The 26,213-nt window shown below is 54.2% G+C and carries 19 protein-coding genes and 4 tRNA genes; 13 read left to right on the forward strand and 10 right to left on the reverse strand.

Going from position 1 to position 26,213, the window contains the following annotated elements:
- Positions 1-5: 5 nt before the first annotated feature.
- The 7 genes from nadB to uvrY form a co-directional block, all read right to left on the reverse strand.
- Positions 6-1,601 carry an L-aspartate oxidase gene (gene nadB, locus A6R74_RS06515; RefSeq protein ID WP_064233646.1) on the reverse strand — a complete coding sequence of 532 codons (1,596 nt, stop codon included), beginning with the start codon at positions 1,599-1,601 and terminating at the stop codon, positions 6-8.
- Between the two features lie 248 nt (positions 1,602-1,849).
- Positions 1,850-1,936: transfer RNA gene (locus tag A6R74_RS06520), tRNA-Leu, on the reverse strand.
- A 68-nt stretch (positions 1,937-2,004) separates the two neighbouring features.
- Positions 2,005-2,078, reverse strand: a tRNA-Cys gene (locus A6R74_RS06525).
- A gap of 11 nt (positions 2,079-2,089) precedes the next feature.
- Positions 2,090-2,164 (reverse strand) — tRNA-Gly (locus A6R74_RS06530).
- 80 nt (positions 2,165-2,244) lie between these two features.
- Positions 2,245-2,793, reverse strand: coding sequence for a CDP-diacylglycerol--glycerol-3-phosphate 3-phosphatidyltransferase (gene pgsA, locus A6R74_RS06535; RefSeq protein ID WP_064233647.1), 549 nt, complete (start codon positions 2,791-2,793; stop codon positions 2,245-2,247).
- 96 nt (positions 2,794-2,889) lie between these two features.
- Entirely contained in the window at positions 2,890-4,704 is a 1,815-nt protein-coding gene (uvrC, locus tag A6R74_RS06540) for an excinuclease ABC subunit UvrC (RefSeq protein ID WP_064233648.1), read from the reverse strand.
- A gap of 41 nt (positions 4,705-4,745) precedes the next feature.
- Positions 4,746-5,396, reverse strand: a complete 651-nt coding sequence (gene uvrY / locus A6R74_RS06545) for a UvrY/SirA/GacA family response regulator transcription factor (RefSeq protein ID WP_064233649.1) — start codon at positions 5,394-5,396, stop codon at positions 4,746-4,748.
- Positions 5,397-5,569: 173 nt separating this feature from the next.
- On the opposite strand from uvrY, the gene A6R74_RS06550 reads away from it, so the two are divergent.
- Positions 5,570-5,645, forward strand: a tRNA-Ala gene (locus tag A6R74_RS06550).
- A gap of 87 nt (positions 5,646-5,732) precedes the next feature.
- Here A6R74_RS06550 and argF read toward each other — a convergent pair.
- The gene (gene argF, locus A6R74_RS06555) at positions 5,733-6,653 is read right to left on the reverse strand and encodes an ornithine carbamoyltransferase (RefSeq protein WP_064233650.1); all 921 of its coding nucleotides are present in this window, start codon (positions 6,651-6,653) and stop codon (positions 5,733-5,735) included.
- Positions 6,654-6,907: 254 nt separating this feature from the next.
- Between argF and grxD the strand changes: the two genes are divergently transcribed.
- The 8 genes from grxD (at position 6,908) to A6R74_RS06595 (ending at position 13,049) form a co-directional block, all read left to right on the forward strand.
- Positions 6,908-7,258 (forward strand): Grx4 family monothiol glutaredoxin, encoded by a 351-nt coding sequence (grxD, locus tag A6R74_RS06560; protein ID WP_064233651.1) that lies wholly within the window; start codon positions 6,908-6,910, stop codon positions 7,256-7,258.
- 160 nt (positions 7,259-7,418) lie between these two features.
- Entirely contained in the window at positions 7,419-9,467 is a 2,049-nt protein-coding gene (gene dnaX / locus A6R74_RS06565; RefSeq protein WP_064233652.1) for a DNA polymerase III subunit gamma/tau, read from the forward strand.
- Between the two features lie 84 nt (positions 9,468-9,551).
- Complete coding sequence (locus A6R74_RS06570) at positions 9,552-9,878, forward strand: YbaB/EbfC family nucleoid-associated protein (protein ID WP_064233653.1); 327 nt, start codon at positions 9,552-9,554, stop codon at positions 9,876-9,878.
- A 3-nt stretch (positions 9,879-9,881) separates the two neighbouring features.
- Positions 9,882-10,487 (forward strand): recombination mediator RecR, encoded by a 606-nt coding sequence (recR, locus tag A6R74_RS06575; protein WP_064233654.1) that lies wholly within the window; start codon positions 9,882-9,884, stop codon positions 10,485-10,487.
- 47 nt (positions 10,488-10,534) lie between these two features.
- Complete coding sequence (rnd, locus tag A6R74_RS06580) at positions 10,535-11,671, forward strand: ribonuclease D (RefSeq protein WP_064233655.1); 1,137 nt, start codon at positions 10,535-10,537, stop codon at positions 11,669-11,671.
- Positions 11,668-11,976 carry a YcgL domain-containing protein gene (locus A6R74_RS06585; RefSeq protein WP_064233656.1) on the forward strand — a complete coding sequence of 103 codons (309 nt, stop codon included), beginning with the start codon at positions 11,668-11,670 and terminating at the stop codon, positions 11,974-11,976. Before rnd ends, A6R74_RS06585 begins: the two co-directional genes overlap by 4 nt.
- A 6-nt stretch (positions 11,977-11,982) precedes the next feature.
- On the forward strand, positions 11,983-12,558 hold the full coding sequence (locus tag A6R74_RS06590) for an acyl carrier protein phosphodiesterase (RefSeq protein ID WP_064233657.1): 576 nt from the start codon (positions 11,983-11,985) through the stop codon (positions 12,556-12,558).
- A gap of 35 nt (positions 12,559-12,593) precedes the next feature.
- Positions 12,594-13,049: a YcgN family cysteine cluster protein gene (locus A6R74_RS06595; RefSeq protein ID WP_064233658.1), complete on the forward strand. Its 456-nt coding sequence runs from the start codon at positions 12,594-12,596 to the stop codon at positions 13,047-13,049.
- Here A6R74_RS06595 and A6R74_RS06600 read toward each other — a convergent pair.
- Complete coding sequence (locus A6R74_RS06600) at positions 13,027-16,518, reverse strand: EAL domain-containing protein (RefSeq protein WP_064233659.1); 3,492 nt, start codon at positions 16,516-16,518, stop codon at positions 13,027-13,029. The two genes, A6R74_RS06595 and A6R74_RS06600, sit on opposite strands and share 23 nt — an antisense overlap.
- Positions 16,519-17,044: 526 nt before the next feature.
- On the opposite strand from A6R74_RS06600, the gene A6R74_RS06605 reads away from it, so the two are divergent.
- From A6R74_RS06605 to A6R74_RS06615, 3 genes are read left to right on the forward strand one after another with little or no spacing between them, the layout of a single operon-like run.
- Positions 17,045-21,607 carry an EAL domain-containing protein gene (locus A6R74_RS06605; protein WP_082906609.1) on the forward strand — a complete coding sequence of 1,521 codons (4,563 nt, stop codon included), beginning with the start codon at positions 17,045-17,047 and terminating at the stop codon, positions 21,605-21,607.
- A 1-nt stretch (position 21,608) separates the two neighbouring features.
- The gene (locus A6R74_RS06610; RefSeq protein WP_064233660.1) at positions 21,609-23,096 is read left to right on the forward strand and encodes a GAF domain-containing protein; all 1,488 of its coding nucleotides are present in this window, start codon (positions 21,609-21,611) and stop codon (positions 23,094-23,096) included.
- A complete protein-coding gene (locus A6R74_RS06615; RefSeq protein WP_064233661.1) occupies positions 23,089-23,673 on the forward strand; it encodes a biliverdin-producing heme oxygenase in 585 nt (194 codons plus the stop codon). The genes A6R74_RS06610 and A6R74_RS06615 overlap by 8 nt, the downstream gene beginning before the upstream one ends.
- On the opposite strand, the gene A6R74_RS06620 is transcribed toward A6R74_RS06615, so the two are convergent.
- Positions 23,621-25,723, reverse strand: a complete 2,103-nt coding sequence (locus A6R74_RS06620; protein WP_064233662.1) for a S9 family peptidase — start codon at positions 25,721-25,723, stop codon at positions 23,621-23,623. The genes A6R74_RS06615 and A6R74_RS06620 overlap by 53 nt on opposite strands.
- A gap of 62 nt (positions 25,724-25,785) precedes the next feature.
- Here A6R74_RS06620 and A6R74_RS06625 point away from each other — a divergent pair, with 62 nt between their 5' ends.
- Positions 25,786-26,211, forward strand: a complete 426-nt coding sequence (locus tag A6R74_RS06625; protein WP_064233663.1) for a hypothetical protein — start codon at positions 25,786-25,788, stop codon at positions 26,209-26,211.
- Positions 26,212-26,213: the final 2 nt, after the last annotated feature.

A 26,213-nucleotide genomic window follows, 5' to 3' on the forward strand; every position in this document is an offset into this window, starting at 1 on the left:
TTTTCTCACGCTTGTGTTAAATCGGTTATCGAAAGCGAAGAGGCAGCGGCTTTGGGTTGTTGGTGGGGCCAGTCGGTGGAGTAATGCAGCCCGCGGGACTCATGGCGTTGCAGGGCGGCGAGTACCGTCAATATGGCCAGTTGTAGTGTCTGGTGTAAGCGTTTGCCTTCCGGGGAGGTTAGGGCCCCTTCTAGTTCTTCCAGGCTGTTTAGCAGTGCCTTTAGGTTCGCCAGCGCGGCGGTTAGCCCGGTTGCGCTACGTACAATCGAAACATGCTGGCTCATGGTGGCGCGCATCTGTTGGCGTATATCACTGAGCACTGTCTCGGGCACGGCGGTGGCTGCGGCCCGCCCCGGGGGCTGAAGCTCGCCACAACGGGTCGTTTGGTCGTGTTGTTCCGGCGCTTGTGTGAGCAACGCTTGAGCACAGCTGCGGGCAAATACTAAACACTCTAACAGTGAGTTGCTGGCCATACGGTTGGCGCCGTGGAGGCCCGTGCACGCGGTTTCTCCGATGGCATAGAGGTTGGCAACATCGCTGGCGCCTTGCAGGTTGGTGGCGACACCGCCGCAGCTGTAGTGGGCGGCAGGCACCACGGGAATGGCCTGCTGGGTGATGTCGATGCCTCGGGTGGCACAGTGCGCCAGAATAGTAGGGAAGTGGTGGCGAATCGCTTGTTCACCTAAATGGCGAATGTCCAGCCACACATGTCCCAGTGAGCTGTGCTGTATTTCAGCATCAATGGCGCGGGCGACTACATCGCGAGGGGCTAACTCGGCGCGCTTATCCAGCACCAGCATAAACCGCTCTCCCGCCTCGTTAAGCAAATGACCGCCTTCTCCGCGAACTGCCTCGCTAATCAAAAACGCCGGGCCTTCAGGGTCAAACAGGCAGGTAGGGTGAAATTGCTGGAACTCCAGATTCATTAACCGAGCGCCCAGCTCTGCGGCCATCATCATGCCTTCGCCACTGCTCGGAGCGGGGGTAGTCGTGTGACGGTAAAGGCCGCTTGCGCCGCCGGTTGCCAGCACGGTATGGCGTGCGGTGATTGAGTGCCATTGGTGGTTAGTATCGTTGCCGTAGGCGCCGCGGCAAGCGCCTTGGTCATCTTGTAACAGGCCAACCACGGTTAGGTCGTTGCGCTGGGTTATGTTGGGATGTCTTGCAACGCTGTCTAATAAGGTGTCCACCACGGCGCGGCCTGTGGCGTCGTCAGCGTGGATTATACGCCGGGCATTGTGACCACCTTCACGGGTCAGGTGATAAGGGTAGCGCGCGGTGGGGTCGGGCTCGGGTGTAAAAGGAACGCCCTTATCAATCAACCACTGAATGGCAGCGGGCCCGTGGGTAACAGTAAAGCGAACGGCCTCGATATCACACAGCCCATCGCCAGCAATAAGGGTATCGTTGATATGCGCGTCGAGATCGTCATCCGGCGAGAGCACGGCAGCAATGCCGCCTTGGGCCCAGCGGCTAGCGCCTTGGTCATCTTGAGCGGGGCGCACCAGCGTTACTGACCTGTGATCAGCCACTTCCAAGGCAAGGGTTAACCCAGCGACGCCGCCGCCAATGATAAGTACATCGGATGTTGGCGTACTCATAGTGCCCGCTCCCTCTTGATACTGACCGAATTATTGCAAACCCTGAATGTCGCTAGCGTTGCCGATAGCAACTGGTTAGGAGGCAGGCATCATAGCGTGGCAATTCGCGTTTAGCGATGTTTTCGGATAAGAAATACGGGATGTTTGAGCGCAAGAATAAGCGCAGCTGAAAGCAGCGTATAAGAATGAGTAAAATGAAAATAAACGAATATGGGGGAAACTGGAAGGGAGTAATCTAGTTTGTAAAATGGTGCCCGGAGCCGGACTTGAACCGGCACGGGGTTACCCCCGAGAGATTTTAAGTCTCTTGCGTCTACCGATTTCGCCATCCGGGCTAGACATTACAAACAATCATACTGCAATGCTGTTTCGTGCTACTTAAAACATCACTGCTACACAAATATGGAGGCTGGAGTCGGAATCGAACCGGCGTACACGGAGTTGCAGTCCGCTGCATAACCACTCTGCCATCCAGCCTCAAAAGTCGTTGGAGCGGGAAAGGAGATTCGAACTCCCGACCCTCGCCTTGGCAAGGCGATGCTCTACCACTGAGCTATTCCCGCTTGACTCGAGGGCGAATTATACGGATCACCGCCAAGTTGTCAATCAATTAATGTGCGCTCCTTATTGCCTTATCAGCAGCTTACATAGAACGGCTAAGGTGCGGCCAGGCGGCTTTCAGGTACTGGATCATCGACCACAACGTCAGGATAGCGGCGCTATACAGCACTACAACGCCCAGCAGTGCAAATTCATGGGTCGGCGGAAGTGCCAGCAAGATTAGCAGCGACACCATTTGCAGGGTCGTTTTCAACTTGCCTACCCAGGAAACCGCCACCATGCCACGTTTGCCCATTTCAGCCATCCATTCGCGCAGCGCCGAAATGACAATTTCACGGCCAATAATGACCAGCGCTGGAAGCGTTAGCACCAGGGTGTCATAAAGCTCAATTAATAACGCCAGGGCCACGACCACCATGAGTTTATCGGCTACTGGGTCTAGAAAGGCGCCAAAAGGCGTTGACTGGTTCCAGCGACGCGCCAAATAGCCGTCCAGCCAGTCGGTGATGGAGGCCAATCCAAACAGGCCCGCCGCCACGGGCATGCTCCAGCTGAAGGGTAGATAAAATAGCACCACCAGCAGTGGAATAAAGGCGATTCTCGCCAGTGTCAATATATTGGGTATGTTCATCGCAGGGTGCGATCCTTGCCGGAAAATCAGAGGATTCGAAGTGTCTGGGGCTCATTCTATCCCCCTTGGTCGATAGCATCCATGCCAAACGGGCGTTTATCCGTTGAGTGCCCGATAAATACTTTCTGCTAACGACGCATTAATGCCCGGTACCCGGGCTAACTCATCGCGGCTGGCCTTTTGCACCCCTTGAAGGCCGCCAAAAAAACGCAGTAACTCGCGCCGACGTTTAGGGCCAATGCCGGGGATGTCCTGCAAGGTGGAGGTGCGTCGCGCTTTATCGCGCTGAGCGCGGTGGCCAGCAATGGCAAAACGGTGTGATTCATCGCGAATATGCTGGATCAGGTGTAAAGCGGGGGAGGCCGGATCCAGGTCGAGCGGGTTGTCAGCGGTTTCTACAAACAAGCTTTCAAGCCCCGCTTTACGCGTAGTGCCTTTGGCAACGCCCAGTAGCATTATGTTGCTGATGTCGAGTTGTTTAAACACCTCGCGGGCCATATTGAGCTGCCCTTTGCCGCCGTCGACGATCAAAATGTCGGGGGCAATCGCTTCGCCACTTTTTACTCGCTTAAGACGCCGTGTCAGGGCTTGTTGCATAGCGGCGTAGTCGTCGCCGGCGGCTACCCCCTCAATGCGGAAGTGGCGGTAGTCGCTTTTACGGGGGCCTTGATGATCAAATACGACACAGGAGGCAACGGTTGCCTCTCCGTGACTATGGCTAATGTCGAAACACTCCAAGCGCTGCGGCGTTTCTGCTAAGCCCAACGCTTTCTGCAGGGCGGTAAAGCGCTGGGTAAGCTGGGTTTGATTAGCCAGTTGCGAGGCCAACTGTTGCTCGGCGTTGGTAATGGCGAGCTGTTGCCACTGGGCGCGGTGACCGCGTACTTGGCTGGTAACGCGAATGCGCTTGCCTGCCTGCTGGGTTAGTGCCTCGGCAATCAGGTCGCTATCGTCGAGGGGATGGCTAGTAATTACTTCGCTGGGCACGTTGTGCGGTTGACCAAAATAGTATTGGCTAACTACTTCGGTGAGCAGTGTCTCTAGCGGCAGATCCAGGTCGTTTTTGGGCGTGTGATGGCGCGCCCCCAGCAGCCGGCCGTCGCGGACGCTTAGCACTGAAACGCCAAGCGCGCCGGGGCGCTGGGCGAGGGCGAAAATATCGGCATCTCCGCCGCCGGTGTCGACAAACTGACGCTGCTGAAGCTGTCGCAACTGTTGAACCTGATCACGCAGGCGAGCGGCCTCTTCAAAGTTAAGCGCCTGGCTAGCGGTTTCCATTGCTTCCATTAATTCTTGTGTAACACGCTCACTTTTACCTTCAAGGCACATTACCGCGTGTTCGAGATCCCGGCGGTAGTCTTCGGCGGAAATATAGTCGACGCAGGGGGCGCTACAGCGCTGTATCTGATATTGCAAGCAGGGGCGCGAGCGGTGGGCAAACACGCTGTCTTCGCAGTTGCGAATATGAAATATCTTTTGCATCAATGCCAGGCTTTCGCGCACAGCGCCGCTGCTGGGGTAGGGGCCTAAGTAGCGTCCATCGTCGCTGCGTTGCCGGGCGCGTTTGTACTCAAGGGCCGGGTAGGGGTGGCGGTCAGTGACAAATACAAACGGATAGGACTTATCGTCGCGCAGCAAAATATTGTAGGGCGGACGCAGTTGTTTAATCAGCGTTTGTTCGAGCAGCAGCGCTTCGGTTTCGGTACGCGTGACGGTGACTTGAACGTCAGCGATACGCCCCACCATGGCCTGGGTTTTGGTGTTCAACTGACCACGAAAATAGCTGGTAAGGCGCGTTTTTAAGCGCTTGGCTTTGCCCACATAGAGGGTGTTGCTTTGCTCATCAAGCATCCGATAAACCCCCGGTGAGGAGCTTACCGAGCTTAAGAACTGTTTTGAATCAAAGGTCATAGCAGCGTGTCGATACCCGATAACAGCAGGGGAGGGTGGGGTTATATTTGAGTCGCGTCAAACCCCTCTACCAGCCCGTGGCGGAGCGCTAGATGAGTCAGCTCGACGTCGGTGGCTACCGGTAGTTTATCAAACAGTCGATAACGGTAGGTATTGACCGTTTTAGGGCTTAGATGCAGACGATCGGAGATATCTTGTACGCGCTGGCAGTTCACAATCATAAGGGCGATCTGTAGCTCACGGTGGGAGAGATGGCTAAACGGATTATCCTCATCGGTAAAATGTGACATAGCCAGCCGTTGGGCAATTTGTTGACTTACATAGCGTCGGCCGTGGAAGACTTGGCGGATGGCATCGGTCATTTCTGTTGCATCTGCGCCTTTGCTCAAAAAGCCTGAGGCGCCGGCTTCCAGCATGCGACGCAGTACGCTGTCTTCCATATGTGCAGTTAAGATCAAAACCTTGACGTCTTTCATATTTCGGTGAATACGCCGAGTGGCCTCAAGCCCGCCAATGCCTGGCATGCGAATGTCCATCAGCACGATGTCGGGTTTTAAATGACGGCACTGGGTCACGGCACTTTCACCGTCGTCGACCTCGCCCACAATTTTAATGTCACGCTCTTCGTTTAGCAGGTGAGCGATGCTAGTTCTAACTAGGTGATGATCATCGGCGATAAGTACAGTGATCAATGGACAGGCTCCTGCATGGAAACATCATGGGCTCAGGCGTTGGCCTTGTACTCTAATGCATAGAGTGCCACAGCTAACGACAAAGGAGAATTAGTTAGCCGCGGATGATGTGAATACTTGACCAGGACAAAGGTACAACGTAGTATTCGCCTCGCTGTTGAAGGATAGCATGTGGGGCCTTAGCTCAGCTGGGAGAGCGCAACACTGGCAGTGTTGAGGTCAGCGGTTCGATCCCGCTAGGCTCCACCAAGTTAATCCCTGCCAAAACAATCTTTACCGAAATTCTAGAAAAAAGCCTCGTTATTCAGACGAGGCTTTTTTTATTGAAAAAAACGATTAGTCAGCGACTTTTCCTAGTAGTAAAAATTCAATCAGTGCTTTTTGGGCATGCAGGCGATTCCCTGCTTCCTGCCAAACTACTGCGCGGGGGTCGTCGAGCAGGGTGTGACTGATTTCTTCGCCGCGATGTGCGGGTAGGCAGTGCAGGAAGAGTACGTCTTGATTAGCCTGATCGAGCATGGCTTCTGTCACTTGGAACCCGGCGAAGTCGGCCTCACGTTTTGCCTGCTCCTCTTCCTGGCCCATAGAAGCCCAAACGTCGGTGGTGATCAGGTCGACCTGCTTTACCGCTTCCTGGGGGTCGTGTAGTAGCGTTACTTGATCGCCAGCGGCTGCCATAATATCGGCACGAGGCTCGTAGCCTTTCGGGCAGCAAATGCGCAGATGAAAACCGAACTGTCGAGCGGCATTTATCCATGAATGGCACATGTTGTTGCCATCGCCAATCCACACCGCTGTGCGTCCTTTTACACTGCCGCGTAGTTCAGTCCAAGTCATTACGTCGGCAAGCAGTTGGCAGGGGTGATAGTCATCGCTCAAGGCGTTAATCACCGGTACGCTGCTGGCGCTGGCGTAAGTTTCTAGCCCCGCGTGAGAGAAGGTACGAATCATTACCGCATCGACCATTTCAGACAGTACTCGAGCGGTGTCTTCAATTGGCTCGCCCCGGCCTAGCTGAGTATCGCGGGGGGAGAGGAAGAGTGCGTGGCCGCCAAACTGTGCCATTCCCGTTTCAAACGAAACCCGCGTACGTGTCGATGATTTTTCAAAGATCATCGCCAGGGTGCGGTTAGGTAATGGTGTATAAACAGGACCTTGGGCTTTGAGATTGGTTTTGATCGTAATGGCGCGCTGGATCAAATAGTCCAGTTCATCCGGGGTCAAATCTAGCAAGGTCAGGAAATGGCGTGTCGCCATAAGAGCTTCTCTCCGCGCAAAAACACTATCCTAGCGATGCTGCAGGGGATGCGCAACGCGGACGGCATGCGTAGAATGCCCTTTACACGTTAAAACCGAGCGCTCTACTCAGGTACTGGTCTTAAGAACCATATTAAGTACTAGTCTCAAGTCCTCATTACAAGGGCTAGGTTCACGAGCTAGGTTCAAGGGCTAGGGCCGAGCCAAGTAAATGAGTGAGAGAGCATCGGTCATTGATAAGCAAGGAGAATAGTATGAGCACGACTGCCGAAAACATTCAGCGTCAAATTAGCGAAAACCCGATTCTGATTTACATGAAAGGTTCGCCCCAACTGCCCCAGTGTGGGTTTTCTGCCCAGACCGTTCAGGCGTTGATGAGCTGCGGCGAGCGCTTTGCGTTCGTTAACGTCCTGGATAACCCTGATATTCGCGCTGAACTGCCTAAGATTGCTAACTGGCCCACCTTCCCGCAGCTGTGGGTAGAAGGTGAACTGGTGGGTGGCTGCGATATCGTGGTTGAAATGCACCAAAACGGGGAGTTGGAAAAGCTGGTAAAAGCCGCTGCTGAGCGTGCCGGTGCGGCGGAAAGCGGTGGTAACGCCTAAGCGTTGTCGAATATTCCGCCTGTTTCTGGCGGTTGGCGGGCTGCGGTGCAACCGCTAGAATGGCGTTTGTTATCGCATCGTCTTTGTTATGCATCGTGGCACTTGTCTCGCGCTGGCTCCAGCGCGAGACAAGTCTGCCCGCCGAAGGAAGTACAGCTTCATGAGTTATCAGGTTCTGGCCCGCAAGTGGCGGCCTCGCACATTCCACGAACTCGTGGGCCAGGCCCATGTTCAGCGCGCCTTGGTCAATGCCCTTGATCAGGGCCGTCTGCACCACGCCTACCTATTTACGGGTACCCGCGGCGTGGGTAAAACCACATTAGCGCGTATTCTTGCCAAGTGTTTGAATTGCACGGCCAATGGCCGTGGTGATGAAGGCATTACCTCTACCCCGTGTGGACAGTGCGATAGCTGTCAAGCAATCGATGAAGGGCGTTTTGTTGATCTTATTGAGGTAGATGCGGCGTCAAGAACTAAAGTAGAAGATACCCGGGAACTGCTGGATAACGTTCAGTACGCGCCTACCCAAGGGCGTTATAAGGTGTACTTGATTGATGAGGTGCACATGCTCTCCACTAGCAGTTTCAATGCGCTGCTGAAAACGCTGGAAGAGCCGCCTCCCCACGTTAAATTTTTGCTGGCGACCACCGACCCGCAAAAACTGCCGCCGACGGTGCTCTCGCGCTGCCTCCAATTTACCCTCAAACATATGCCGCCAGAGCGGGTGGTTGAGCACCTTACCTATGTGCTGGGTGAAGAGGGCGTCGCCTTTGATGAGAGCGCCTTGTGGCTGCTGGGTAAAGCAGCGGAAGGCTCAATGCGCGATGCCATGAGCCTAACCGACCAAGCCATTGCATTTGGTCAGGGAGCCGTCCGTCATGCGGATGTGGCTGCCATGCTAGGCACCTTGGATCATCGCCATATTCTCGGTTTGGCAGAGGCCCTGGCCGATGTAGATGTGCAGCGGCTGTTAGCCGAAGTCGCTCAGTTAGCTGAGCAAGGCCCGGATTTTGCCGCGGTGCTGGATGAGCTATCAAGCATGTTGCACCGTTTGGCGGTGGCACAAATGGTGCCTGACGCCGTAGATAACAGCCACGGTGATCGTGACGTTATCCTGCAGTTGGCAAGCCGTTTCACCGCTGAAGATGTTCAACTCTATTACCAGATTGGTATTCAGGGTCGCGGGGACATGGTGCATGCCCCTGATCTGCGTAGCGCGTTAGAGATGACGCTGCTACGCATGCTGGCGTTTCGCCCTCAAGGCGTGCCGAAGCCTCCACGTACTCCTCTACCTCTCCGCCGGGAGCCTTCTGAGGCAACTGCGACTGATGTGAGTGCTCAAGCGTCAGTGGTAGAGACAGCATCACGCGAGTCGCAGCCTGCGGCAGAAGCTGAAGCCCGTTCAGGCGCTCAGCCAGAATCTCAGTCAAAGCCGCTGGCGGAGGCTCAGCTTCAAACGTCCGTGCCTTCCGCTGAAGAGGAGCCGCCGCTGCAAGAGCCACCCCCATGGACAGTCGAAGCTGATGCAGCAGTGATAGAGAATGAAGCTGCCCAGCAAACCGCAGAGCCAGCGGCGATGGCTGAGCCGGAACATGCTGCTGAACCAGAGCCAACCTTAACGCCCGGCCCCGCCTCTGAGCCCGAGGCCTTGGAGCCCGCCACGGCTGAGCCACCCACAGCTCAACCAGAGGCACTTTCTGAAGCCATTCCAGAAACCCGGCCAGAAGCCATTCCAGAAACCATTCTAGAGACTGTTCCTGAAGTCGTTTCTGAAGCTGTTTCTGAAACCGTTTCTCAAACCCTGCCAGGCAAGTTGGATAATACTAAGTGGTTGGAGTGCTTTGACTCCCTGGGCTTGGGTGGCTTAACTCGTAACCTGGCGGGCAATTGTTTGGTCGAGGGTGACGACGGCACGCTGCTGACGCTTCGCCTAGACCCCAGTCAAGAGGCCATGCAGGCGGAGGTGCACCAAACGCGCATCGAACGGGCGCTGAAAGAGCAGGGCATGCCCCGGCGCATAGCGTTTTACGTGGCCGAGTTGTCTACTAGCATGGAAACACCCCGGCAGCGCGAAGAGCGTCTTAATAAAGAGCGCCACGCCCAGGCGGTTGATCTACTCAATCACGACCCCCATGTACAGAAGTTACAGCAGGCATTTGGTGCAAAGCTGATAGAATCCAGCGTAAAGCCTGCCGACGCGGCACGCTAAACGCTTTTAATTCAGCCGAGACAGCAACTTTTTTAACTAGAACGTTTTATTAACAGTTTAACTACTTACGTTGGAGATAAGGCCATGTTTAAAGGTGGAATGGGCAATTTGATGCAACAAGCCCAAGAGATGCAGGAAAAAATGCAGCGCGCCCAAGAAGAAGTCGCTAATACCGAAGTGCAGGGCGAGGCGGGTGCCGGAATGGTTAAGGTTACCATGAACGGTCGCCACGACGTTTCCAACGTGTCCATTGACCCCAGCGTCATGGAAGAGGACAAAGAGTTGCTGGAAGATTTGTTAGCAGCGGCGGTCAACGACGCAGTACGCAAGTTGGAAGTTAGCTCTAAACAGAAGATGGAAGAAGCAACGGCGGGCTTGAACCTTCCCCCCGGCTTTAAGATGCCGTTCTAAGCAATGCGCTTTTCTCCTCTCGTTGAGCAGTTAATGGATGCTTTTCGCATACTGCCAGGCGTTGGGCCTAAAACGGCCCAGCGTATGGCAATGCATCTACTTGAGCGCGAACGGCCAGGTGGGCAGCGACTTGCTGCGATTATTCAACAGGCGATCGAAGAAGTCGGTTATTGCCAACGTTGCCGCACGCTCACCGAGGCTGATATTTGCATGCTGTGCGAAAGCCCGCGTCGTGATGATGCGCTGCTTTGCGTGGTAGAGTCGCCTGCCGATCAACTGGCGATTGAAGAAGCCGGTGGCTTTAAAGGCCGCTACTTTGTGCTTCACGGCCACCTTTCGCCGTTAGACGGCGTGGGGCCAGAGTCAATTGGTTTAGACTTGCTGGAAGCGCGTGTTGCAGAAGGACTCATTGAAGAGGTGGTGTTGGCGACTAACCCTACCATCGAGGGTGAAGCCACTGCCCACTATATTGCTGCGCTGCTATCCGAACATGGCGTCAAACTTTCTCGGCTTGCCTATGGCGTGCCCATGGGGGGTGAGCTGGAATACGTTGATGGCGGTACCTTGAGTCGTGCCTTTAATGGGCGTCTGCCGTTTGCCAGCGAATAAGCCTACCTAAAACGCAAGCGCTAAAGCGTTTGCGCCAACTTGGAAGAATGCTTTTGTCCTCTCTTACTCCCTCTTTTCAATGGCTTGATACCCCAGATGCGCTTGATACAGCGTGCGAGCAAGTTGCCGATGCCTCTGTAATTGCACTGGATACCGAGTTTTTCCGAGAGAACACCTTTTTTCCAGTCCCTGCGTTGATTCAATTTACCGCCGGTGAAGAGGTTTATCTGATTGATCCAGTGGCCGTCCCGTGTAGCGATAAATTCCGCGCCCTGCTGCAAAATAGTGCCATCAAGTTACTGCATTCCTGCAGCGAAGACCTGGAAGTCTTTCAGCACTGGGCGGGGGTACTGCCTGAGCCGTTAATCGACACCCAGGTGGTACAGGGGTTCTTGGGCGAAAACCCAGGCATGGGGTATCAAAAGCTGGTCGAATTTTGGGTGGGTGAAACCCTGCCTAAAGAGGAAACTCGTTCAAACTGGCTAGTGCGCCCGCTGTCGCCAGCGCAGTGCCATTACGCCGCGCTGGACGTTATCTATTTACTCAAAGTCTGGACGCTACAGGCTGAAAAGCTTGCCATGCTTGGGCGCCGCGAGTGGGTAGACGATGAGTGCGCTAACCTAATCGAACAGGCCGGGCGCAGTGTTGATAACGATCAACAGTGGTATACCCGTCAACGTCAACTATGGCGCCTCACTCCCCGTCAAATGGAAGCGTATCGGCTGATGACTACGTGGCGTGAAGGCGAAACTCGCCGTCGCAACTTGCCGCGTAATTGGTTGATTAGTGACAAACTGCTGTTTGCGATCGCCGAAAAGATGCCCAGTAATCGCTTCGAACTCGCAGAGGTGGAAGGCGTTAAACCGATGCTAATCAAAAAAGAGGGCGATGCACTGCTGGCGATGGTTAAACAAGCCCTGCACTGCGATGAAACGGGACTACCCAAGCGTTGGCCAGACCCCATGCACCCGACATTCAAGTCGCGTTTTAAAGCGCTCAAGAAGGCGGTAACCGACAAAGCCAATGACTTAGGGGTGGCGCCAGAAATGCTCATGCGCCGCCGCGATATTGAAACACTGGTGATGCAGGACTTGGCGGGGGAACCTTACAGCTGGCCGAGCGGTTGGCGGGGCGAGTATTTGAATACCGCGTTAGCCAAGGCTCTTGAGGAGCGAACAGCATGAGCGACAAACTGATTTGCGAGGTTTTTAAAAGCTCGCGTAAAGATGAAATGTATTTATACGTCGATAAGCGTCAAGGGTTGGCCGATGTCCCAGAGCAACTGCTGGAAACATTCGGCAAGCCGGTGCCGGTGTTTACTATGCTGTTGACCGCTGACAAGAAATTGTCGCGGGTGAATGCAGCAGACGTGGTGGAAGGCATTAAAGATAAAGGGTTCTATTTGCAAATGCCACCGCCGAAAGAGGCCTATTTGCTCGACGTGCATCGCGCCCACGTTGCTTCACACGCTGATAAAGCGCCACCATAGCCGGCTATGAACTTTCTTGCCCATGCCTGGTTGGTGAGTGCCGGTAGCGATGATTTTCTCTACGGCAATTTAATTGCCGATGGGGTTAAGGGGCGCGATTTAAGCGCCTGGCCTAGCGCCACTGCGCTGGGTATTCGCCATCACCGCCGGGTGGATGCCTGGGTAGATAGCCATCCTAGCGTCATTGATGCACGGCGGCGTGCGCCAGCTGGTCAGCGTCGCTATGCGGGTATAGCGCTGGATATGGTGTGGGATCATTTTCTAGCCCGGGATACTGCAGGGATGGCGGATCAAGAGGCGATTGTTGAGCGTTGTTATCGGCTGCTCTCCGCACGGCCCGCGCCGAACCGGCTGGCAGGTATGATGCCGATTCTCGTCGAGCACGACTGGCTAAGAAGCTATGCGGACTTTTCCTTTACCTGTCGGGCGGTCGCAGGAATTGGCCGACGTTTATCTGGCCCCAATCAGTTGGCTGCTTTAGTGCCTTGGCTGTACGATGATTATCAAGCGTTAGAGAGCGATTTCCGGACACTATGGCCCGCGCTATTAGCCGAGTTAAGCCACCAAGATACATCCCCATAATAAAGAATTTTTCCGTGACAATGAGGCAGGCGAAGATGGAAACCGCAATGCGCGAACGTTTTTGGGAGCGCTTTACCCTTGAAGAGCTAACGCCCCAGGAGTGGGAGGCGCTATGCGACGGCTGTGGGCAGTGCTGCCTGCTGAAGTTGCACGATGAGGATACCCAGGAGTTGGCGGTGTTGAATGTAGCCTGTCGCCTGCTGGATATCCACAGCTGTCAGTGTAGCGATTATGCCAACCGTTTTGACACTGTGCCCGACTGTACTCAGCTGACGCCTGCGTTGGTTAAAGAGTTTACCTGGTTACCACAGAGCTGTGGCTACCGGCGGGTGGCGGAAGGGCGCAAGCTGGCGGGTTGGCATCCGCTGTTAAGCAATGACGCCGAGCGGGTTCACCGCAAAGGGGTCAGTGTGCGCAGCTTTGCGGTGTCCCAGGATGAGGTGCCAGAGCAGCAACTAGAGTCGCATATTATTGCTGTACTGCCGATGTGACTGAGCCCCGCCTTGCCGTTAACCAATTGCATAGCGCCTCGAAGGGCATGGGGCGAGCGAACAGGTAGCCCTGAAAAATATCGCACTTCAAGGCCACCAACTGTTGGTGCTGTTGTGACGTCTCTACTCCCTCGGCTACCACCATCAGCTCTAGATGGTGCGCAAGGGCAACTATGCCTTGCACGATGGCGGCATCCTTGCTGTTGTTGGCAATATTGTTGATAAAGCTGCGGTCAATTTTTACCTTATCAACGGGTAAGTGGCGCAAGTAGCTCAGGCTTGAAAAACCAGTACCGAAATCATCAATCGCAACACTGATCCCCATCTCGCGCAGCGCATGCAGCCTAGCAATCGCAGCGTCGGTATCGTTCATCAATATGCCTTCGGTTAACTCAAGTTCTAGCGACGTTGCGCTGAGCCCAGTGGCTGCAAGCGTGGTGCTGAGCGAGCTTAAAAAACTTGGCCGGTGAAACTGCATCGGCGAAAGGTTGACCGAAATACGGCAGTGGCTGGGAAGCTGCGGCTGAAGAATGAGAAAATCCCGTGCGGCGCGCTCAATCACCCATTGGCTTAAGGCGATAATTTGCCCTGTCTCTTCTGCAATGGGTATAAATAGATCTGGTGAGATCGCGCCTTTGACCGGATGATTCCAACGTACCAGTGCTTCAAAGCCCTGAACGTTTCCATCGATTGCTAACAATGGTTGGTAATGCAGCTCAAACTGTTCATTTAGAATGGCTTCCTGCAAATCGTTTCTTAGCGTCACTCGTTGCGTGAGCTTTTGATTAATATCCTGAGTGAAGGTTTGCAAGGCGTTGCGACCTTGCTGCTTGGCCTTATACATCGCCATATCAGCTTGCTGGAGTAACTCTTCAGGTTGCGTCAGATGTTTGTCATTAAGCGCAATACCAATGCTCGCCGAAAGGTAGAGTTCGTGGCGCTCAATGCGGTAAGGCAGAGCAAGCGCTTCGAGCAGGCGCTCGGCAATTTCTTCTGCTTGCTGGGGGCTTTCAAGATCCGGTAATAGCAATACAAACTCATCGCCCCCGAAACGACACAGGGTATCGGAAGGCCTGATGGCTTGCTCAAGCCGCCTGGCAACGTTGATAAGCACTTGGTCGCCAATGCCATGCCCGAGCGTATCGTTGATCGGTTTAAATTCATCCAGGTCAATAAACAGTACCGCTAGCTGCTGCTTATGACGCCGTGCAAGTTCGACGTCATGGCGCAAATGATCTTCAAAAAGAGCGCGGTTGCCAAGGCCTGTTAGCACATCGTGGGTAGCATGAAAAGCGAGTGCGTTCTCATGATCCCGGCGCTCAGAGATATCGTTTATGCTGCCGACAAAGTGCGTTACTTGGCCTTCAGGACTTCGCACTGGAGAGAGAAATAAGTTGTTCCAGAATGCTTGACCGTTTTTACGATAGTTGCGGAGGGTCATGGTGATATCGTGTTGCTGCTCAAGCGCATGCTGTATATCAGCAATTTGCTGTGGGTCGGTATCTGGGCCCTGTAAAAAACGCCAGCTGCGACCTTGTGCTTCTTCAAGCGTATAGCCTGTCATGTTCACAAAGGCAGAGTTTACATAAAGAATGGGGTAATCCGTTTGCTGAGCCTCACAAATTAAAATGCCGTTGCTACTGGCTTCCAAACTGCGTTGATAGATACGTAGCTGAGACTCCTTTTGGCGCAGCGCAGTCATCTCTTTGGCAATTCCGTAAACGCCTACGACTTGATCCATTACCACGGTCGGTAAAAACGACACATCTAACTGGCGTGCGTTGCCCTGTTGGTTGATGACCTCTAAGTCAAAGCGCTGGGCAATACCCAGTAATGCTTGTTGGAAGGCGGCATCCACGATGGGGTGATGTTCAGGGGCGACAAAGTCTTTCCAATGACGACCAAGAATCTGTGTTTCGTTAGTTTCAAGAAGGGTGAGCATGGATCGATTGACGCTTAAATGATAACCGCTCAAATCTAGCGAAAACACCGCATCAGGGTTTTGTGTAAACAGCGAGCGAAACCGTTGTTCGCTATCCTGCAGGGTCTTTTTTGCTTTCGAAAGTTCACGCGTGCGTTGAGCACGGGCAGATATCAAGGCAAAGCTGAAAACCAGCTGGTAAGTGAGCAGCAGCCCTGAAAGCCCCACCCCAGCGGCTATAAAGTGAGCTAGTTTTATGGGCGGGTTGGGGAGTTCCGAGAGAGCCAAATTGATGATCGTTCCTCCCGGTAGCACCATCGTATGCTCAGCGAGCATTGGCGGCTGTGGCCCGAGGAAAGAGGCTTGTAATAGGCCATTCCCTTCATGAATGAGGGAGCCGTTGGAATGGGTTATATGCAGCGAATAAGTGCTATTAACCACACTGATTTCCCGCTTGATAAGTAGCGCTAAGTCGATGGCAGCCACGAGCTGATAGGGCTGCTCTGGCTGCTTGACAGAGAGCAGCGCTAGCGTAGGGCGTTCATAGTCGGGAAACGACCACTGGATGACATTTCGCTGCTGATTAAGCCAAGTCAATGTTGCTAATGTGCTCAACTGCTCATCAAGCCAAAGTAGAGCACTGTCATGGCGAGAACGGCGCCATAGGTCATTGGCCGTAGGATTAAAGTACGCAATGGCTAATATGCTTGGATAATCTGTCCAGTAGCGCTCAACCTCCCGGTTTCGCGATGTGGGGTCGGCAAAGACCTGGCGCCACCGTTCTGTTAAGCGCTCTAGTACGATTGCCCGCGACGTCAGCATTTGATCAATATTGACCGCAATACCTTCCAGGTTTTGCTGTGCGTTTCGATGCATGTCTTCATGCTGGTTCCAGCTGACTAAAAACCAGCCTCCCATGCTCAGGCTAACCCCAAGGATTCCTGCCAATACAGCGGCACTGCTTAAGGATGTTTTCAAGTGAGGAACATGCAGGCTCACCATCATCATGGCAATGCCAAATAAAAAGCCGATCAGGCCGGGGATCAATGCGCTGGCGCGGGGTAACCAGGCGGGCACGGGCCACCCATGATGGGCCGCTAAAGTAATACAGCCAACCATCCATAAAAATAGCCCACCGAGTTGCCAAATACGGCGCTGCCAACGTCCTTGAGGGCCTACCCAGAGACAAAATGCAGCCATAAGTAATATCGGGGCGGCTTGACTAGGCAGGCGTTGATGACCACTCAGCAAGGAGGCTGCGTTATATGAAGGGTCTAGGGCATTGTGTACCAATGTATAGCAGGCAACCGCGGCGAGTGCGATGGAGGTTGCTTTGCGAAAACGTTCAAAGCCAGCCATCACTGCGCTGAGGCCTAGACCACACAATAAAATCACCAGCGCGCTATCGGGTAGCAGAGCGAGCGATTGAGGCTGGTGAACGTCAGGAAAAAAGCCCAGCAAAAAGCCACCTGCACCAATCACAATGGTGGACACCAGCAGCATAAGTAAGCCCGCTTGAAGTGCAAGTTCGCGATTATTAACGTCCATTAGCTATTATGTATGCATCCAGTGAAGGGTGTATTGACGCCTGTTTACATAAGGTACCTTTAGAAACCAATAGCTCACCAGGGGATATCATCAACGCAAAGAGGAAATACCCCTTCATTAGCGCCTATTAATTTATTAAGCCTATGTATTTAATATTTTTTTGTGTTTTGAGATTAAGTTGACAAGCCTTTTCTAGGCATAAAGGAGCATATGGTTTTTTGTAAAATATGCGCTTCAATCGTTATAAACGTCGACTATGCATCGTTCCTTATGGGTGATACGGCAGTTCAACCTTACCCGACACTGCCAGGATGCCATCATCTCATAGGTTAAATGTAGCAAAATTATTAATCAGAACTAGGCCATTAGTAGGTTCAGAGGCTTCAGGTAAAGGTGGGTAGTAGCCTAAGCCATTGCTGCATTATAAGGCAGGAGTTTATTGACCTATTTCACTCGCTTGAAAAGTCGCTTTGCCTGGCGAGGCGTGTAGACTGCTAGCGACTATACCGTTTAGTAAAGGACTGCTATGACCGCTGCTACTCCCCCTTTAGCTCCTCCTCTTGTGGTGGGTATCGGCGCTTCTGCTGGCGGATTAGAAGCCATTGCTAAGCTAATTAAACCGCTCGATCCTGATATGTCGCTGGCCTATGTCGTGTTGCAGCACGTATCGCCAACCCATAAAAGCATGCTGGTGGATATCTTAAGTCGTGAGACCCGCCTTCGGGTGCGGCATTTTGAAGATAATCAAATCCCGGAAGCCGGGGTGATTTACGTGGTGCCGGCTAATACCAGTGCCTTGATTGAAGACGGTATTTTTTATGCCACGCCCATTGAGCCGCATGTAGTACCTAAGCCCTGTATCAACGATTTTTTTATCTCTTTGGCGGCGGATGCCCACGAGGCGGCGGTGGGGATCGTGCTATCCGGCACCGGCTATGATGGTACAGCTGGGCTGCGAGCCATTATGGCGGCTGGCGGTATCACCATGGTGCAAACGCCGGCCAGTGCTAAATACAGCGGCATGCCGCAGTCGGCGTTAAACGCCGGTGTGATTGACTATGTATTGGATGCTGAGGCAATGGCGCCGCGCTTAGCCGAGCTTGTCCAGGTGCATGCAAGCCATGAAAGTAGCCAGGCAGCCGTGCCAGAGCGTTTACTGTCACTACTGAGAGAGCATCGCCAACTCGATTTTTCCGGTTACAAAAAAAACGCGCTGAGTAGGCGAATACGGCGTCGGCTGATAGCCACCAATATGGCTGACATGCAGCAGTATTTAGCGTTAGTGGAGTCAAGTCCGGCTGAGTTAGAGCTGTTGGGCCGTGATATTTTAATTTCGGTAACGGCGTTTGTGCGCGATAAGGCGGCATTTGATGCTCTGGACAGTGCTATTAGCAGCCTGATTGAGGATGCTGAGCGTGAGCCGATCCGGATATGGGTAGCAGGCTGCGCGACCGGAGAAGAGGCTTACTCCATTGCCCTGATGATTGCCGAGGCGAAGCGACGCCACGGCGATGCCAGTCGGGTCGTGCAGATATTCGCCACAGATATTGATGACGATGCCTTGGAAGTCGCCCGACGGGGAAACTATATTGGCGCTGCCTTGGAAGCACTGCCCCCTGAGTGGGTCGAACGCTATTTCATTGCGACAGAGCAGACCTTTGAAGTGAGCAAAGAATTGCGCGATATGGTGGTGTTTGCCAAACACAATTTGGTCGATGACCCACCGTTTTTACGTTTGAATCTGGTTTCTTGCCGTAATGTACTTATCTACTTTAATAACGAATTGCAGGCGCGTGTTCTCCAGCGCTTCCATTTTGGTTTAAGGGCTAAAGGGTTACTGTTTCTGGGCCGCTCGGAAAGCATCTCCCAAACCGAAAGCCTATTTACCCCGCTTAATCGGCGTGAGCGCCTTTTCAGTAAACAGGGTGAGAGCCGCGAAGTGGCTGTACGAACCACCCAAAGCGCTGGCGAGACGCCTCTGCAGCGTCGACGGGATCGTGATATGCAGCAGCTGTTAGATGCCTTGGTTGCCCATATGGAAGCGACGGTGGCAGTGTGTGATGCGCAAGGGAGCGTGCTGCATGCGGCGGGCGAAGTAGCCAAGTTTCTACCCTTTACTGCTAGTCGCAGCCAGGTGGGTATCGGTGATGTGATTAGCCCTGCTTTCCGTGGCGAGCTGATGGCGATGCTGCGTCAGTTTCAAACACAGCGAGAACCACAATTAGGGCGCCGTCGACGCTTTGAAGATCGCTGGTGGCGGCTCAGTGTGCGGGCGCTCGCAGAGGGCGATGACGACTATCGTGTGCTGGTGATGATCACCCCCCAACCGCTTGTTGAGCCTGCGTTTTCTAGCGATGGCTCGTTAGAACGGCTGATGGAGCCACTGCCGCCTGGTCAAGGCAATAGCTTAGAAAATGAGCTGGTGGCTACCCGTGAGCATCTTCAAGCACTGATTGAAGAACTGGCCACGGCTAACGAGGAGATGCAGTCGCTCAATGAAGAGGCCCAAGCATCTAATGAGGAGCTTCAAGCCACTAATGAAGAGATGGAGGCCGCCAACGAAGAGCTTCAGGCGACCAACGAAGAACTTATAAACCTTAATGAAGAGCTGAATATAAAATCCGGCGAGTTGACTAGGCTCAACGCAGAGTACACCTATCTCTATGACGCGCTTGATTTCCCACTGCTGGTGTTTGATACCGACTTCTGTCTAAAGCGCTATAACGCACCCGCGGCGCGCTATTTTAATTTCCGACCTACCGCTCTTCAGCGTCATGTGGCGGGGTTAACGTTACCTACGGCGCTTAGCAACCTTGAAGAGCAGCTAGTCAGTGTCATGGCCAGTGGGATGCCTGAAGAGGACGTGGTCGAGGACAATGGAAGGTTGCTACAGCGCGTATTGACCCCCGGTGTTAGTCGTGAGGGCAATGTAGAGCTGCTGATTGTGACACTGATGGACATTACTGACCTTAGCCACGTGCAGGCCAAGCTACGTCAATCTCAGGCGCAGTTGCATGCGTTGATGGAAAATAGCACGGTGATGATGGCGCTCAAGGATCTCAATGGTCGCTACACCTTTGCCAATCCCCAGTTTTTAAACACCTTCGATCTCTCTCAAGACGCGCTGGTGGGCCGTAACCCGTTTGAGGTATTTCCTGAACCCTACGCTAGCTCCGTATGGGCAAGCGATCTTGAGGCGCTGCGCTATCAGCGTATGGTAAAAGCGGAACACGTGCTCACTAGTTCAGCAGGAGGCGTGCGCATTTTTTCGTCGGTTCATCAGGTACTACGCGATGAACAAGGCCATCCCAATCTGATTCTGACCGAAGCCGAAGATATAACCGCTCGCAAACAGGCTGAGAGGGAAATGCAGGTGGCCGCCAAAGTCTATGAGCAGGCGGGAGAGGCGATTGTTGTCATCAATGCCTTGGGCAATGTGCAGTCGGTTAATGCTGCCTTTACGCGGATTACCGGGTTTACCACCCAGCAGGTGCTCAACACGCCTGCGCTCCCGCTGCTCTATAGTGACCAGGAGAATGGACAGGAATTAGAGCCGCCGGGCACCTGCCATATTGTCTGGGAACTGGTTCAACAGAATGGTTTTTGGCAGGGAGAGGTGTGGAACCATCGTCAAGATGGCACGCTATTTTCCCAGTGGCTAACGCTTAACAGCATCGAGCCGGACAGCCATGAAGAGATGCTCTATGTAGCGGTATTTTCAGATATTACCCACATTAAAGAGTCACAGCAGCACGCAGAGTACCTCGCCACCCATGATGCCTTGACGGGGTTACCCAACCGCACACTGTTTCAAGATCGCCTTCAGGTGGCCATTGCCCACGCGCGGCGCAATAATCAAATCAGCGCGCTGATGTTTTTGGATCTGGATAACTTTAAAAGTATTAATGATACTTTGGGTCACGATGCGGGCGATGAGTTACTGATCCAAGTGGCTGGCAGGCTCCGTGAGCTAGTGAGGGAGTTGGACACCGTGGCTCGCCTTGGGGGCGATGAATTTACCATTATTATATCCGATACCACGATTGAAGGCGCCGAGCAGGTAGCCAAGCGAATTGTAGAGGCGCTGGCAAAGCCCTTTGATGTTCGTCGTCACTCGCTATTTGTGACCTCGAGTGTTGGCTTGGCCTTCTGCCCTGATGATGGCGACGATGTGGCTGGCCTAACCAAAGCAGCGGATACCGCTATGTACCGTGCTAAAGAGAACGGTCGCGATCGGTTTGAGCTGTTCAAACCCGAGCTACAAGAGCGCTTGATGCGCGATGTGGCCATTGAGCACGCGCTGCGCGAAGGGATGGAGCAGGGCCGCTTAAGGCTAATGTATCAGCCTAAATTTACCAGCGCGTCTCCCCATAGCTTAGTCGGCGCCGAGGCGCTGCTGCGTTGGAGTGACCCCGTGCTGGGGGAGGTCAGTCCGGCTGATTTTATCCCCGTTGCCGAAGCCACTGGATTGATTTTAGAGCTTGACCGGCATGTTGCGTTGTTGTTGATTACTCAATTAGCTCAGTGGCTGGCCGATGGGGTCTGCCCACCTCCGGTGGCGATGAATGTATCTGCCCGCAGTTTCCAGGAAGAGCGTTTCATCTCTCATTTGTTCGCTTGTTTGAAACAGTACCGGGTTGCCCATGAGTTGATTCAAGTGGAGATTACCGAAAGCACCCTGGTCGATCGTTCAAGTGCGGCATTGGGCAATATTGAAAAACTGCGTGAAGCGGGGATTAAACTAGCGGTGGATGATTTCGGCACCGGCTACTCATCGCTCGCCTATTTAAAACGGCTGCCGTTGGCCGAGCTTAAGATAGACAAAAGCTTTGTAGACGGGCTTGACAGTGCAGACGAGAGCGACCAGGCGATTGCACTGGCGATTTTAGGAATGGCCAAAGCACTTAATATCCGCACCGTCGGAGAGGGCGTGGAAACCCACTCCCAGTTGAGTTGGTTGACCGCAAACGGCTGTGATTACGTCCAAGGGTATTTGTTATCCCGACCACTACCACTGGCTGAGTTTACCGTGCTAGCCGCGGGCTATGCTCCCCCTTTTAGCAACGATGATACGGGAAGGAACGCCTGACATGACGATGCAAAGCGGGTTTATTGAGCAGTGTGAGCAAGAGCAACTGCATCTTTCCGGTGCTATTCAGCCCCACGGCGTGCTCGTGGTGAGTGACCTTCAAGGCACTATCAGCCATGTGTCTGAAAATATCCTGCATTGGCTCGGTGTGGAGGCAGGGCTTGAATCGCTACTGGATCAACCGCTGCCCGCCTTTCTTGAGGAGGTGCATAGCCGGGCACCAACCCTTTCAGAAGGCGAGCGTTATACAGGCCAGAGCAATATCGGATCCCAAGAGTTCGATGTAGTAATAAGCCATAACGGTGAACAACTGATATTTGAGCTTTACCCGGTTGATGCTCATGCCGACCCCATGCCGAAGCAAGGAGAAGCTTATCCTGTGCCTGAAAATCGTCAGGGGCTTGAAGCACAGTGCCAGCAGCTGTTAGACACGCTATTGGCGTTGAGCGGTTTTGACCGTATCCACTACTACCGCTTTATGCCTGAGGGCGACGGCGAAGTCACCGCGGAGGCGCGCCAGCCTGAGGTAGCGGGCAGCTATTTAGGCTTACGTTTTCCGGCCAGCGATATCCCCCAGATAGCGCGCCAGCTGTATATGAAGAATCCATGGCGCTCTATTCCCAATAGCAGTGCTGAGCCTGTGGCGGTTGTGGGCCGCGAGCGGAACGCCATTCCCAATCTTTCATGGGTTGATTTGCGCAGCGTATCGCCTGTTCATTTGGAATATATGGCCAATATGGGGGTCGGTGCAGCGATTTCTCTCCCCATTACTCAGGCGGGGACGCTTGATGCGCTGATTTCTTGCCACAGTGCGGTACCAAAGCAGTTAACGGTTAGCCAACTACAGGCCATGAGTGCGCTTTCAGAAGCCTTTAATCTACGTCTGCGCGACTATAAAGCGCGTAGGCGGTTACAGGTGCTCGATGGCATGCAGCGCCAGTTTGACCAAGCTAAAGACGTGCTAATGCGCCACGGTGAGTTAGCGAGCGCCTGGCCCGAATTAAGCCACTGGTTAATGGATTCCTTTGCAGCGGATGGCGCCATCCTGCAGGTGGGTGGCGACACTTATCATGCTGGAGAGGGGCTGTCGGCGGCTGGAATTGAAGTCGTGGCGGAGGCGGCGCGGTTTGAAACGTCGTCGGTATGGATAAGCGATAGCTTGCGAAGCGACTGTCCCGATATGCCGCTGAGTGAAATCGCCGGCGTTGCAGTGGTAAGTGATTTACCCCTTGATCAGTACCATAGCGTTAATCTTTACCTTTGTCGGCTTGAACACCTCTATGAAGTTACCTGGGGCGGTAACCCTGACAAACCCGTGGATTACCGGGACGGTAGCCGCGGGATCGCACCGCGGCGTTCGTTTGAAGCCTGGGTAGAGCAGCGGGTGGGCCACAGCCGCCCCTGGTCAGCGAATACTCGTATGTACCTGCTGAAACTGCGCGCGCTACTGCAACAGGCTAAGTCGTTTGCCCGGAAGACGGATGAGTAATCCCACCCTGAGGGAATGGCTTAAGCGTGAAACGCGCGTGGCTCACCATCAAGTGGATCAGCATCCCGCTCTGAAGCTGCTGCTTAGTCGGGAATTAACGGTTGCAAAGTATGCTACAGCGTTAAGCGCGCTTTATGCGCCCATCGCAAGCCTTGAGCAGGCGCTGAGTAGTGGCTTACAGGCTCACGCTATGGATTACCGATTAATGCAGCGTGAGCCGCTACTGAAGGCAGATATTCAGCGATTGGGTAGAAGGGTGGCGTCGGTGCCCCTCGCGCCACTGCCGACCAGCCCGGCCAACACGGTTGGTATGCTCTATGTGCTCGAAGGCTCACGTTTGGGCGGGGCGATGATTGCCCGTCACGTCGAGAGCGTGCTGGGGCGGCAGGTGCCTTTGCAGTTCCTCACTGCCCATCCCTTAACAGGCGAACAGTGGGCTGCTTTTTGGCACTTTGCGGAGTACCGCTGCCCGCTATCTACGTGGCCTGCAGTGCTTGCCGGGGCGCAACAGGCCTTTGAGCGCTTTACTCTGGATTTGGCTGCGTTTGCGGGGCCAAACCCAGTGCCCATAGAATAAAGGCATCTTGCCGCGCAGTATCGCGCCAGGCCTTGAAGCGGCCCGATGCGCCGCCGTGGCCACTGCTCATATCGGTACGCATCAGAATTGGCGCTGACCCTTGCTGCTGTTGAGACACTTGGGCATAGAGCTTGGCAGGCTCCCAGTAGCTGACCCGGGTGTCAAACCAACTGCCCTCAATCCACAGCGCAGGGTAGGCCTGGGGCTGGATATTGTCGATCGGTGAGTAAGCGCGGATGCGGGCGGCAACCTCTGGCGCTTCCGGGTTTCCCCACTCGCTGTACTCCGCGGTGGTTAGCGGTAGTTCCGGATTCTGCATGGTGCGCAGCACGTCTAAAAAGGGTACATCTAGCAGCGCGGCGCAAAATTTTTCCGGTGCACGGTTAACACAAGTGCCGACCAGCAGCCCACCGGCGCTGGCACCATAGGCAGCGATGCGCTGTGAATCGCTGACACCCTGTTCGACAAGTGCATCACGCGCGGCCAGGAAGTCATTAAAACTGTTTTCCTTGTGCGCCATTTTACCGTTTAAGTACCAGGGCTCGCCGCGTTCGCCGCCACCGCGGACATGGGCAACCGCAAAAGCTGCACCGCGTTCAAGCAGCTCCAACCTAGCGATCGAGAACCAGGGGTCGAGCGCATCACCGTAGGCGCCGTAGCCATACAGCAGTGTGGGTTGGGGTTGGCCCGCCAGGTCGGCGCGCATCACTACCGATATGGGCACCTGCTCGCCATCGTCGCTGGTGGCCCAAAGGCGTCGACTGATTAGCTGTTGCGGTTGTAAATTGCCGTACACAGGCACCCGCTTCAGCAGTGTCCGTTCGCCGCTGGTGAGATCAAGTGCGAACCAGCTGGGCGGCTGGGTAAATGACTCTTCACGCAGATGCACTATCTGTGTATCGAAGTGCGGCGCATCTTCCAGCATCTGGGAGCAGGGTTGCTCGGGCAGTGCCAGATACTCATCCTGCGTGCATCCGTGCTGGGCATCGAACAGCAAATGCCGCAACCGCACCTGCGCCTGGGCATGATCGCGCTCCGCCAGTATCAGCCCCCAAGCGAACGCATCAACGCCTTCCAGGGTGGCTTCTTCACGGTGGGCGATTAACGTTTGCCAATTCAATTGGGGCTGACCAAGCTGACTTTCGGGCAGGAAGTCGAGCTGGAAGTGAGCACCAGCCTGGTTATGCAGGCGATAAAAACTGCCTGGTCGGTGATCAATGCTGTACTCAACCCCCGCTTGGCGCGACTGAATACACTGGGGGGGTGAATCAGGGGAGTGAGCGGGCAACAGGTGAATTTCACTGGTGTCTTTTGAGCCACTTTCGAGCAGCAGCCATGACCGCGAACGCGTTTTGCCGATGCCGAGCCAAAACTCAGGGTCTTCTTCGCGCAGTACCAGCATGGGCTCTTTTGAGGCCATCAAGTCAGCCAATGTCAGCGAAAAACGCCAAACGCTATCCGGGCGCTGGGTATCGTCAAAGCGGGTAAACAGCAAGGTAGCCGTGGTGGCCGTTTGATCTTCTGCCCAGCACAGCCCCGCGCCAATATCGCTCAATAGTTGCACCGGCTCCCCGCTAGGTAGTGCTTTCAGCCATAGCGTAAAGCGCTCATCGCCTTGGGTATCTTCTGTCCAGGCTAGCCATTGCTCATCAGGGGAGAGCGCCATATCGCCCATATCGTAGAAGTCGTGCTCGTTGGCGCGAGCTCTGACGTCAAAAAAGCATTCGTGCTGTTCCGGCTGAAGATTGGGGTGGCGCCACCAGCAAGGGTAGTCATCTTCGGCGCCGGTCTCGCTCCAGAACGTGAAGTGGTCAAGCGTTGTCTTAAGGCTGGTCACGGCTAATTCGCGGCGTGCCAGGTGACTCTGGTATAACGCTTCCTCCAGCGGGGCAAGCGGGGCAAACCAATCGGCTTGTTGCTGGTTGGCGGCCGTTAAGAAGGCGCTGACTTGCGGGTCGTCGCGCTCCTCTAACCAGTGCCATTGCGGATCATTAGCGCGATAATAGCGTGCAGCGGGTAAGCCTGAATGTATGCCTTGCTGTGCTTTCATAAATTGATAGGTACCATAACGGGAAATCAACGTCGGGTGAGTTCACCCACATGAGGGGTATTATGCTGTTTGCAAATTCAACGCCAATGCTTTGGTTGAGTTATTACGGGCTGTCGCTGTTAGTGATTATCGCGGTCTATTTTGCGCTCACTTTTCTGCCTCGCTTGCCGCGTCTTGTGCTGACCTGGACGGTTGCCGGGGCGGTATGGATCCCCGCTACTTTCCGGCTACCGCTAATAGAAGAGGGTGAATTCTATACCGGTTGGGCACCGTCGGCGATGGTAGCGGCGGTTGGCTTTTTAGAAAATAACGGCTCGGCGCTACGTGGCGGGCTGATGTGGCTGGTGTTAGGCATGGCGCTAGGAGCGCTTATTGGCGTTGCACTTTGGTGGTGGCGCCGCCCTGGCGAGGCTGAGTATGTGACCCAGGAAGAAGAAAGTGATGATGAAGGCGAATCGCCACGCCGTCGCGAACCGGTGATTGGTTGATG

It is taken from the genome of Halomonas sp. ALS9, from assembly GCF_001651035.1.
Taxonomy (GTDB): domain Bacteria; phylum Pseudomonadota; class Gammaproteobacteria; order Pseudomonadales; family Halomonadaceae; genus Vreelandella.